Origin of the sequence: Hahella ganghwensis DSM 17046 (assembly GCF_000376785.1) — a bacterium.
GTDB classification, from domain to species: Bacteria; Pseudomonadota; Gammaproteobacteria; order Pseudomonadales; family Oleiphilaceae; genus Hahella; species Hahella ganghwensis.
Genome location: NZ_AQXX01000125.1, coordinates 33183 through 45563 on the forward strand (window position 1 = coordinate 33183; position 12381 = coordinate 45563).

The following is a 12381-nucleotide window of genomic DNA, read 5'->3' on the forward strand; positions in this document are numbered from 1 at the left end:
CTGATCGCAGCCCCCGTGAATATCCACCTGGAGTTTAAAATCGCTGACTTATGAATCGCTTGTTTGTTGACCATCTTACGGTACTGGATTTTTCTTACCTGCACCCAACCAGAGGCATTGTGGGCGAGAGCTGGATTCTTGACATCGAACTTGCCGGCAAGCTCGATGAACAAGGCATGGTTTTCGATTTCGGCGATGTTAAAAAAGTACTTAGGGATGCTGCAGAGGATCTCATAGATCACAAACTAGTAATTCCGCAGGAAATTGATGGGCTGGAGGTTGATCGAGACGGCAATCGGATCAACGTTGCCTACAATCTGCTGTCCGGCGGCAGAATTGAAAGCAAAACACCAGAGAGTGCGATCGCATTACTCCCCTGCTCCGACATCACTATTGATGAAATTCAGCCGATCCTGAATGAGCACCTGCAATCAGTTGTCCCCGACAACGTCAAGTCCGTCAAGGTCACCCTGCGCGAAGAGCTCATTCAGGGCGCTTATTACCACTACACACACGGACTGAAAAAACACAAGGGGAACTGCCAGAGAATCGCTCACGGGCATCGCTCCAAGCTTGAGATTTTCACTGATGGGCAACGTAGCCAACTGACTGAATATCAATGGGCAAAAAAATGGAAGGACATATATCTCGGCAGCAAGACAGACGTTATAGGCGAAGAGTCCCACCAAGGCACTCCCCATATCCGGTTTGGCTATGAAGCCGAGCAAGGCCAGTTCGAGCTATTGGTTCCGAGCCCCTCCACCTACCTGATCGACACTGATACGACGGTTGAATGGATCGCGGAGCATATTGCGCAGACCCTGAAACAACAGCGCCCTCAGAACATTTTCCTGGTACGCTGTTATGAAGGCGTAAAAAAAGGGGCGATTGCGGAACGCTAATCCCTTTTTGAACTTACGCCTGAAAGTTACTCAGGCGTATGCGCCTCTCAATTCCTTTACCCTTGATTCCAAACCTTCGGCCGTCGCATTCTCCGGTGAGACAGAAGTATCAACGACCAATTCCACTTTCGACCAGAACCGACTCGGTAACTTGGCCAGGGCCGGCTTATCCTTGTGACTGAAGTAAGACCCCCACAACCCTCGCAGAGCCATTGGAATGACAGGCACAGGATTGCGCTCCAGGATAACTTCAATCCCTTTTCTGAAACGATCAATCTCGCCATCTTTGGTCAACCTGCCTTCAGGGAAAATACACACCAGCTCACCGTTTGCCAATGCTTCATCAATTGATCTGAACGCCTGCGCATAGACTTCCGGATCACGCTTTTCAGAAGTAATAGGGATCGTTCTGGCCAACCTGAAGAACCATGCCATGCCTCTCATTCGGGCAATGTCGCGATCCATCACAAACCTGACCGGCCGCCTGACAGCACCACCGATCAAGAGCGCATCAACATAACTGACATGATTACAAACCAGCACGGCGGCCCCCTCCTGAGGGATATGTTCCATTCCGGATTTTGAAACCCGGTACATGGTATGGCTCAGTAACCAGATACAGAACCTGAGAACAAACTCCGGTACCTGTCGATAGATATAAAGTGCCACCACCCCGTTCATGATGGCCAACACTAAAAAATACTCAGGAATGGACAGCTCAATGACCGACAACATCAGAATTGCCGCAGCTGCGCTTACCACCATAAAAATAGCATTCATAACATTGTTCAGAGCTATGACCTGAGCCCGACGTTTCTCGTCTGTTCGCTCCTGAATCAGCGCATACAAAGGCACAATATAAAACCCACCAAAAACGCCAATCAACAGAAGATCCAGCAATACTCCGTAACCCCGACTGTCAGCCAGAAATTCACCAACACCACGCTCGGCCACCCCAACCAATTCAGGTGTTGCAAAGTAGAGATCTATACCAAATATCGTCAGCCCCAGAGAGCCTATAGGCACCAATCCGATCTCAACCTGCCCTTCAGATAGCTTCGAACAAAGTAACGACCCTACTGCGATCCCAACAGAGAACAGAGTCAACAGGCCCGTTGCGACAGCCGGATCGCCCATCAGGAAATCCTTCGTGAACAAATTAAACTGGGTCAGATAACTGGCCCCCAGAAACCAGAACCAACTGATTGCCATAATTGACAGAAACACGGCCCGGTTACCTTGAATGTTACGAGCAGTATCCAGAGTTTCTGCAAACGGATTAAAGTTGATTTTCAAATCAGGATTGGAAGAAGGTGCATTGGGAATATAGCGACTACAGAAAAAGCCCAGGACCGCGACAACAACTATACCAATGGAAATGATATTGATCCCTCCCGGTATGATGAACAACACTCCGGCGATAATCGTACCAAACAGAATGGCCAGAAATGTCCCCATTTCCACCAGCGCATTACCGGCCAGCAGCTCTTTGGGCCCAAGATGCTGAGGAAGGATCGAGTACTTCACCGGACCGAACATGGAAGACTGCGTTCCCATCAAAAACAGCAGTAGCAACAACATTTCCTTCGACTGCAGAATAAATGCCACTGCAGCCAGGAGCATCAGCACGATCTCCGCCATTTTAATCCACTGAATCAATTTGGCTTTTTCAACTTTGTCTGCAATCTGCCCTGCCAAAGGTGAAAACAGGAAGAACGGCAGAATAAATAAACCTGATGCCAAATTAATCAGTGATGCGCTGCTTGAAGTGGCGATGACATAAGTAAACAGCAGAAGAATGCCCTGTTTGAAAAGATTGTCGTTAAAAGCCCCAAAAGCCTGGGTCAGAAAGTAAGGTAAAAAACGCCTCTTTCCAAGAAGACTGAATACGCCGCCGTCCGCCATGTTCATTTCCTTCAAATAATCATTCTACGGGAACACGCCCCCGATTTTTGCCAGGGCCTGTTCACACTAAATTGTATGGAAGGCTAGCATTGCTCATATGGCATTGCCATATTCTGCTATCAAGTGTCCTTATCGGCACCCCAAAGTGGCAAAAAACAATACTCACCTATAGGCGATAAGTCTAACCAAGAGCGGAAGGCCGGCAGCCACGCTATACTGCATCATTTCCGATTCTGCTGAAGCGTAAATATCCCCACCCATTCAGAGAGACTTCCATGTTCAGCCAGGTAATCAGTATTGTCGTTCCAGTCTTTGCCGTGGCGCTGATTGGATTTGCCTACCAGAAAGCCAAACCCATCAGTGCAGGCACTCTCAATCAGACCAATCTGGATGTGTTTGTCCCTATTCTCATTTTTTCTGCCTTGTCAAAAGACGCACTGGACCTATCAGGCTATACACCTTTAATTCTCGCCACGGTCGCAGTGGTGTTACTACCGGGGATTTTGTCTCTGGCCTGGAGCAAAGTCATTCCTCCCAAAGTTCTGATCCCTCCAATGATGTTCCGTAACACAGGCAATTTGGGCCTCCCCCTGGCAGTCTACACATTCGGCGAGGAGATCCTGCCTCTGGCGGTGCTGCTGTTCGTTATCGCCAACACCCTGCACTTTACTGTCGGCCTGAAAATTCTGACTTCCCACGGAGGCTTTAAACTTCTGCGCAGCCCCATGATTATAGCCACAATCCTTGGACTCACCGCCGGTCAGCTGGAAATTCCTTTTCCATTATGGCTGGAGAGAGGCCTGGACCTGGCCGGCCAGGTTGCGATTCCGTTAATGTTGTTCACGCTGGGAACACGCATGGTAGCAATACAATGGTCAGACTGGATTATCGGCTCTCTGATGGCGATCTGGGCACCTTTGTCGGGTGTGGCCATTGCCATAGGCGCTATCGAGCTTTTTGCCCTGGAGGGTGTCGAGAGGCAGCTTTTGATACTTTACTCCTTACTCCCACCAGCAGTGCTTAATTATCTGCTGGCCGATCAATACCACCAATCACCCAACCGGGTCGCCACTATTGTACTGTTTGGAAATGCCGGAAGCCTGCTGGTGTATCCCATTGCCCTGCCATTTATCATCTAAGTTAAGGGAAACATCATGAAAGATCGCTTATCAGGTCAAGCAGGGTTAAAAAATTCAGTACAAGATCAAGGGTACATCCATGAGCGACGTCATCTACTATATCGATGAAGAAGAAGTAAACGCTGACACATTCCGCGAGGAAGAGGAGCGCCAGGACGCCGAAGATTATCTGGTTTCCACCTATCGCGAGGCTATCGGCGATATTCAGTGCCAAGAGCACCAGAAGCCAGCCTCCTATGCACTGCACTTTGAATCAAAAACCGGTGAATGTCGCATCAAGACTGTTGCCTGCTGCCCTGCATTTGACCACAGCATGAATGTTGCACTGATGACTCAGTTTACAGCGGATGTGGAATGATCCCACACAGCTCAAACAATGATAGGAAGGCCTCGCATTTTGCGGGGCTTTTTTTTTGCTTTTCAGAAAACAACAGAGGATCGGATAGAAAATTACAGAGCCTACAAAGCTCCCCCTGAACCTTGTGCATAAAAAAAGCCCATACTGGTATGTATGGGCTTTTCTATATAGTGGCGATCCTGTCAGCACTTTTTGGCGCTTTGCGCCTCTTTTGGGTGCTGCCGCTCAACCTGACGGTTGAGCCCCCTAGGCGATTCTCGTTCGAATCCCCCTGAACCTTGTGCATAAAAAAAGCCCCTACTGGTATGTATGGGCTTTTCTATATAGTGGCGATCCTGTCAGCACTTTTTGGCGCTTTGCGCCTCTTTTGGGTGCTGCCGCTCAACCTGACGGTTGAGCCCCCTAGGCGATTCTCGTTCGAATCCCCCTGAACCTTGTGCATAAAAAAAAGCCCATACTGGTATGTATGGGCTTTTCTATATAGTGGCGTCCCCTAGGGGATTCGAACCCCTGTTACTGCCGTGAAAGGGCAGTGTCCTAGGCCTCTAGACGAAGGGGACTAGAAACTTTTTACTTCCTGAGAAGGAAGTGGTGGAGCCAGACGGGATCGAACCGTCGACCTCAACGCTGCCAGCGTTGCGCTCTCCCAGCTGAGCTATGGCCCCAAACAACGGAGGCGTATGTTAGAGAGTACGGGGGACCGAGTCAAGAACAATTCGCCATTAATTTCATTTTTTTTACGCGTCTGCTGAAACCGCCTGTAATTCGGCGAATTCCTTCTCCAGTTTCTTTAATCCTTTCTTGGAAAGACCACCCAAAGTTTCGATAGCGTCACGCAAACGAGCACGGGACATATCCGGACCGATAAACTCAAGCGATTCCATGACAGACCATGAGTTTGGCGAGCCGGCAATTGATACAAAGATCGGAAACATGAAATCGCCCATTTTGATACCGAGCTGTTTGGACAGGCGCTTGGCATGAGCAAAGAGATTGTCCTTGTTCCACTCTCTTTCCTGCTCATAGGTCCAGAGAATTAACTGCAGCACTTTCTTTTGCGTATCCAGGTCCAGCTTGCCGTTACTGAAATCGCTTTCCGTCAACCCCAGGTAACCGCTGCGCAGGAATGTGGTCATGGGAGCGACATCAGATAACACTTCTGCCCGACCGCGAATCTGAGGCACCAGCGGTGTCAGCTTGGACAAACCGTACCCCCACTCCTCGACTCGCTCGATAAAACTTTCATCGGTCAGTGAATCACGAATCCATAGGGCATTGAGCCAGCGCAGTTTGACCAGATCGAAGATGGGACCACCGAGGGATACCCGGCTAATGTCAAAGTTCTCGATCATTTCTGCCAAAGTAAATTTCTCGCGCTCGTCCGGCATGGACCAGCCCATTCGTCCCAGGTAATTCATCAATGCTTCCGGCAAAACCCCGAAACGCTCATAGAAATTGATACTGGTGGGGTTCTTGCGCTTGCTCAGCTTGCTTTTATCCGGATTACGCAACAAAGGCATATGACAAAGCGTCGGCATATCCCAGCCAAAGTATTCATACAACAACTGGTGCTTAGGAGCAGAGTTGATCCATTCCTCGCCGCGAATCACATGGGTAATTCCCATCAAATGATCATCCACCACGTTGGCAAGATGGTAGGTAGGCATACCGTCGGATTTCAGCAAAATCTGACAGTCAACCTGAGCCCAGTCTATCTCGATCGTACCGCGCAGCATGTCATTAATCATGCAGACACCTTCATCAGGCACCTTCATACGAATGACGTACGGAACCCCTTCCGCCAATCGTTTCTGGACTTCCTCGGCAGGTAGCTCAAGATCCCCTTTGACGCCGGGGTTCAAGCCACGAGCTTTACGGTCTTCACGAATCGCATCAAGCTCTTCCGGGGTCCGGAAGCAATAGAAGGCATGCCCCTTTTCCACCAGCTGCTCCGCATAGGCCTTATAGCTATCTTTGCGTTCACTCTGGCGATACGGGCCATGTGGACCTCCCACATCGGGACCTTCATCCCATTCCAGCCCCATCCAGCGTAACGCATTCAGAATGTCATCTTCTGATTGCTGCGTGCTTCGGGTTTGATCTGTGTCCTCAATACGAAGAATAAACTGGCCGCCATGTTGGCGGGCAAAGCAGAGATTAAACAGCGCAATATAGGCGGTACCGACGTGAGGATCCCCCGTCGGAGAAGGTGCAATTCGGGTTCTTACCGTCATTAATGAAAATCCTGTAGCGGAACGAAAGTAAAACGAGGACGCATTATATCGACCGAAGGGGGCTTTTTACACTGATTCCGTATATAGGCTTACAGGTCTGTGGTCATGATGGGGGGCGTGGTATTGAAAATATCCGTCCGGAAGTCCGCTCTCAGTTGCTCCGGAGCAACAGCAGACTGCAAATACCCTCCCTGGACATAGTCACCACCAAAACGCTTCATCATAATGATACTGGTACTTTTCTCAATTCCCATGACTACGACTTCGATGCCGAGGCTGTGAGCCAGCTTCATGGTGGATTCGGTGATTCTCTCATTCCGGGAATCGTATTCAATCTCCCGGACCATGGTTGAGGCTATCTTCATGCGATCAAAAGGATACTTTCTGAGCATGGTGAGGGACACTTCTTCCCGGCCAAAATCATCCAGCGTTACCTTAATTCCCCGACTCTGGAACTCCTTGAAAATATCCAGCAGGCTGGACTCCTCAGGAAACTCTCGCACTACCGTCTCGCTGATTTCCAACTCCAGGAGCTGACCGTTGATTTCATGCTTATCCAAACAGTTATCGATTTGCTGTACCAGTTTGCCCGAGCAAAGTTGCTTCAACGACACATTGAAGGACACCCTCACCGGCTCGGCAAAACGCTCATTGATTTCTTTACAGGCCTGACACATCAGATCCACTGACAGAGAATCAAGATCAGCACGCTGCCCAGTCTCCTCGGCAACACTGAAAAACTGTTCCTGGGACATGATACCGTGTTCCGGATGATTCCAGCGCAGTACCGCTTCAAACTCTGTCGCCACACCAGTTCCCAGTGATACCTTGGGCTGCAAATAGACTTCGAATTGATCACTGTTGATTGCCCTTCTCAAGGCTTTTTCGATTACCAGACGTTTCTCTGATGATGCATTCAGGGCATGGGTGAAAAACCGATAACGGTTTCCGGACAACTGTTTGGCATCATACATGGCCAGATCAGCGCTTTTCATTAACAGATCAGGTGACTGGCCGTCCAGGGGATAAATGGAGATACCAATACTGACGTTAATGGACAGTGAAATTCCTTTGACATCAAATGCCTTCTGGAACTGCTCGACAATTCGCGATGCCACCACAGAAGCCTGATGAGCTTTCTTGATATCTCTCAGCAGAACACTGAATTCATCGCCACCGGTTCTAACCAGCACCTGGTCCGTCACCCCGTCTTCCGACATCACCTGCCGGGAAATGTCATCCGACAGCCGCAGGCATGACTGAATACGTGTCGAAGCTTCCTTGACCAGCTCATCACCTATCGCGTTACCGTATTTCAGGTTAATGTCCTTGAATCCATTCATATCGATATAGAGAACCCCGAACACCTGGTCCTGACGGCTTGCCAGACCCACGGCCTTATCCAGAATCTGGGTAAAGGCCTGACGATTCGGTAGACCGGTGAGAGGATCAAAGTAGGTCATCTCCTTGATTCGGGTTCTCACCAGACGCTGCGATTCCGCCAGATCATTCACCAGCGTATACAACTCACCAAACTCATCCTGACGATGATCTGTCAGAATCATTTCCCTGCCTGCGCGGAAATCGAGCAGTTGATTCTTCAATCTCATCAGCGGCGTTACCAGCATGCCATTCAGGGTGGAATAGATCAGCAGGAAGGCGACAATACAGACCCCGACAATACTCCAGGCGATTCCCCAGACAATCGGACTAACCACCCTGCTGATCACCTCCTGAGTGATCACTCCGACGGCCAGCAACTGGTCGGTTACCCGATAGAATCCACCCAGGTAGTATTCCTGGTCGATATTGATACTCCGCAATCGGCCAATACCGGAATTAACAACCTGATTAACCAGGGATCGCATTTTGTCGTCCAGCACCAATGTGGAGAAATAGGGATCTCCTGTCGAACTGGTCAGCGCCACCAAACCTTCCGGCAAGTCCAGGGTGGAAGCCAGACGATTGTTGATATTGGGAATGCGCAACACCAGCACCAGATAACCTTTGTATCGCGAAATACCAGTCCCTGTACCTGGAGTTTCATCTTCCGGTGCGAGAATGCGCTGAGCAATCACATAATCGATAAAACCGCCGGAGCTGTTATCAAAATAAAGCTTATCCATAAATTTCGGGCTTTCAGATATCAGCCGTTTATGGAAGTCCTCTTTATCGCTGGGGCTGGCAAATTCGTCGACCACCAGGGTGTCTGCTCTACCGTCAGGCAGATAAATACCAATCTCGGTATATTGTGGAAATGCGCGACGATAATCGCTGAGGATACTCAATACTGCCGGTTGCATGACCCGATATCGGGTCGTCTCAGGCAATGCCAGATAACGTCCAATCACTTCATTGGTGGCAAACAGATCTAGATTGGCGCGAGCAGTGGCCAGCTCTTTGGAAAGTTCCGAACTCAGGCTACGCAAGGCCAGCTCCATCTGATTTTCCAATATACGCAGGCTGTTTTCCCGCATATACAGATAAGACATGGAGCCTATCGCAATCAACGGTAGCGTGATCAACGGCAATACGACCAGGAAGATCTTTAACCTGAGGTTTGATTTCGATACAAAGCGGCCAAACATATTACTTAGTTAACTCGAGAAATAGCTGATTGCGGTGTCGCACCAGCTCAGGACTGACCGGAATATAGGATTCCGCCCGCTTAAGAATCTCGTCGGGTGGGTAAATAATCTGATTCTTCCGATGCTTCAGGCTCTGAAACGCCTCCACCCCATCAACTGTTGAGGCATAGTTCAGCGATTCCGCCATTAGCGCCGCGTTTTCCGGCTCCAACAGGAAATTGATAAAGCGATGGGCATTTTCAGGTTGTCTGGACGCCTTAGCGACAGCAATATAGTCCACCCACAGATTTGTGCCTTCTTCCGGATGGACGTAGGCAATCCGTCGATCAATGTCCTGCAACGTCTGCGCGTCCCCGCTATAAACCATAGCCATGGCAATTCGTCCGTGCAGCAATTCCGATGATTCATCCAGTCTTGGATAAGCATAGCTCAAGACAAACTCTTTTTGGCGAATTAATACCTGATAGGCGGCATCCAAGTCAGCCCTAGATGCCGGATTCAATGACAATCCCATGGATTTTTGTGCCATTCCAAAGACATCCACAGAATCATTGATCATCATGATGTGCTGCCACAAATCTGGATTTGGACTGAAGAAATCCTTCCACGACTCCGGTGGTTTCTCCAGCAGGTCTGACCTGAATGCAATTCCGATGGTTCCCCATAACAAAGGTATGGCATATTCCTCGAGTTCTGGCGTAAACATCAGCCACTTGGGCTTGATATAAGCCCGGTTCGGGAGCGCCAGCCGGTCCAGTCGATCTATCCAGTTGGGCGCTATATATTCCCGCATGCTCGCACCGGAGCCAATAATAAGATCCAGCCCCTCTCCCCCGGTTTGAGCCAAAAGGGCTTGTTTGCCCTCATCTGATGTGAAGTAGTGAAAACCAACCCTGATACCGGTTTCACGTCGGAATTTTTCGGTAAGTTCAACCGGCATGTAGTCAGGCCAGTTATATATCATCAGGACATTTTGGGGAGTCGGATCGCTGTTTTTGATTTGTAGATTCGGCCTGAGTTCTTCATTAGGCCGGAGGCCTATATTAGCGCCAGGTTCTTCATCTGAAACAGGCAGGGCCTCAACAGAATAGGCGGCAGGAACACAGACCAGCATCAGGCTGGCAAGCATCAGCAGCAAGCGCGGTAGGAAAGTAAAACTGCCGTATTTGATATCCTGCATGTAAACGTGTGGCAACCCCTGGGAGCTATGCGTTGGAAAATCACGTGGTAAACGTTACAAAGATTATCAAACTAGCAGGAATTAATAAAAGAAAAAGCCAGCTCACTGAGCTGGCTTTTTCACAGAAATCAAATGGCTGCTGCGCTTATCAGGCCTTGAACTCCGCCACCCACTCACCGTTGGTATCCGGCCAGCACTTGATAAGAACCGCTGAACATGCAGTCAGGTATGCATCCAAAGCACCATATGAATCGAATCTCTTAACCATGGTTTACTCTCAAATACTGCTAAACACATTCAAAAAAATCGGAGGGTGATTGTAGTCTGGCAGACTGCCGATAAAATTCGTAATAGTACGTAATTTATACAGACTAGTACGGTTGGTTGGGACACTAATCACACATCCGCGGAAGCCAAACAATTGGTGGGACGTACCTTCGCGGCCTGATCCCGGCCACGATTTTTCGCCATATACATTGCCTGATCGGCCCAGGCGATCCAGTCATCAGGACAGTCTTCGGTGTCGGGCACTCCCCCTGTCACGCCACAGCTGATCGTGATCCACTTGGAGTGAGAAGCGTATTGATGAGGAATCTGCATTTCCCGAACCGATTCGCAAAGACGCTCAGCCACTGCCACCCCCTGCTCATAAGACGTATTCGGTAACACGATAATAAATTCTTCACCACCGTAGCGTGCCGTAAGGTCATAACGCTTATTCGCCGACTTCGAGAGTGCCGACGCAACCTCTTTGAGCACAGAATCGCCCATGGCATGGCCATAGTTATCATTGTATTTCTTAAAGAAGTCGACATCACACACAATGATCGACAGCGGACAGCCTTTGGATACACAGTACTTCCATTGCTCCACCATGTATTGATCAAACGCACGCCTGTTCGCCAGTCCAGTCAGCGGATCAGTTAATGAAAGGTCGCGTAACTGAGCACTCTGGTCGCGCAATTGCCCGACCAGCCGATAGAACATATCGCCAATCGTCCCAATTTCATCCTGATTTAATCTAGGAGCCTGTAATGCCTCGTCCTCCGGCAGATTTTTGACCCACAGGACATAGTTTTTCAAATCTGCCAGCGGACTGATCACCAAAATGTAAATCAGAAACGCAAACGCCAACATAACCAGAAAGATGGCTGCAGACATATAAAAGCTGAAATCGGTGAAGGCCTTTGAAACCAATCTAAAAAAATCCCTTGAGATATTTACCTCCACCAGAATGGACAGGTCACTATATAAATCCGGTAACAGGGTATAGCTGAGCAATTTTTTGTCGTTGATTTTCTTGACATAGATGGGTGTTTCATTCGTGATTTTTGCCACCACACTCTGATGCATCATCCTCGGCTCGTTGTCCCCAAGCATATAAAGGTTGAAAGGAATACCAGCCGCTTTTTGAATTTTACCGAGTACAGACCCGGTAATCAGGCGTCCGAGAAGTAACCCGCCAACCGGAGGACCACTGAGATCTGAACGTAGAACAGGCTTTAATGAAATCAACATCAGACCATACCTGGTCTGCAACAACCCTGTATATCCGGCCTCCTTGTCAGTACCCGAATTCAGGGCCAGTGAAAGCATAAAACCTGGGATCGGAGGACTATTCAGAGGGAGTTCCTCAATATGCATATCGAGCCCGGCGTCAAAGTCCCAGGTTTTGCCCCAGACCACGTCGCCATTTTCCCGATAGTAAATCACCGCATGAAGCCCCAGGTTGGCCAGGGATTCATCATTCAGATTGGACTTGATGAAAGAGGCTTTCTGATTAAGGATGAATTCATAACTGTCATCCCAGGCTGACCAGTCAAGATTGACCTGTTCCAGAACTTCCAGTTCATGGAAAATAGCGCCGGTGATACGATCCACCTCTATTCTCGCACGCTGCCCCTCCAGTTCCTCCACAGCAGGCAATAACTTTGTGAGAACCACCACAGCCAACAGAACTGCCATGACCAAAATACTGAAGGCTAACGAAGCACCGAATTTAAACCAGAGTGACAGAGTTTTCATTGCTGGGCATAACAACCATATATTTATCGATTCCAGCAGGCTGTTGAAAA

General features: G+C 49.1%; 8 protein-coding genes and 2 tRNA genes. 3 read left to right on the plus strand and 7 right to left on the minus strand.

Translation table 11 applies throughout. The annotated features are described in order from the left end of the window. The first annotated feature begins 50 nt into the window (after positions 1-50). Positions 51-902, plus strand: a complete 852-nt coding sequence (locus F566_RS0118140; RefSeq protein WP_020408440.1) for a 6-pyruvoyl trahydropterin synthase family protein — start codon at positions 51-53, stop codon at positions 900-902. 30 nt (positions 903-932) lie between these two features. Here the strand turns inward: F566_RS0118140 and F566_RS0118145 are convergent, their stop codons facing one another. After that, positions 933-2807, minus strand: coding sequence for an MFS transporter (locus F566_RS0118145; protein ID WP_020408441.1), 1875 nt, complete (start codon positions 2805-2807; stop codon positions 933-935). A 275-nt stretch (positions 2808-3082) separates the two neighbouring features. On the opposite strand from F566_RS0118145, the gene F566_RS0118150 reads away from it, so the two are divergent. Both F566_RS0118150 and F566_RS0118155 read left to right on the plus strand, forming a co-directional pair. Further along, on the plus strand, positions 3083-3946 hold the full coding sequence (locus tag F566_RS0118150) for an AEC family transporter (RefSeq protein WP_020408442.1): 864 nt from the start codon (positions 3083-3085) through the stop codon (positions 3944-3946). Between the two features lie 79 nt (positions 3947-4025). Next, on the plus strand, positions 4026-4304 hold the full coding sequence (locus F566_RS0118155) for a hypothetical protein (RefSeq protein ID WP_020408443.1): 279 nt from the start codon (positions 4026-4028) through the stop codon (positions 4302-4304). A gap of 484 nt (positions 4305-4788) precedes the next feature. Here the strand turns inward: F566_RS0118155 and F566_RS0118160 are convergent. The 6 genes from F566_RS0118160 to F566_RS35600 form a co-directional block, all read right to left on the minus strand. Beyond that, positions 4789-4864: transfer RNA gene (locus F566_RS0118160), tRNA-Glu, on the minus strand. 29 nt (positions 4865-4893) lie between these two features. Further along, positions 4894-4969, minus strand: a tRNA-Ala gene (locus tag F566_RS0118165). 72 nt (positions 4970-5041) lie between these two features. Next, on the minus strand, positions 5042-6538 hold the full coding sequence (gltX, locus tag F566_RS0118170; RefSeq protein ID WP_020408444.1) for a glutamate--tRNA ligase: 1497 nt from the start codon (positions 6536-6538) through the stop codon (positions 5042-5044). Between the two features lie 89 nt (positions 6539-6627). Further along, positions 6628-9126: a bifunctional diguanylate cyclase/phosphodiesterase gene (locus tag F566_RS0118175; protein WP_026180118.1), complete on the minus strand. Its 2499-nt coding sequence runs from the start codon at positions 9124-9126 to the stop codon at positions 6628-6630. A 1-nt stretch (position 9127) separates the two neighbouring features. Further along, on the minus strand, positions 9128-10306 hold the full coding sequence (locus F566_RS0118180; protein ID WP_020408446.1) for a polyamine ABC transporter substrate-binding protein: 1179 nt from the start codon (positions 10304-10306) through the stop codon (positions 9128-9130). 396 nt (positions 10307-10702) lie between these two features. Continuing rightward, complete coding sequence (locus F566_RS35600) at positions 10703-12331, minus strand: sensor domain-containing diguanylate cyclase (RefSeq protein WP_020408448.1); 1629 nt, start codon at positions 12329-12331, stop codon at positions 10703-10705. Positions 12332-12381 lie beyond the last annotated feature (50 nt).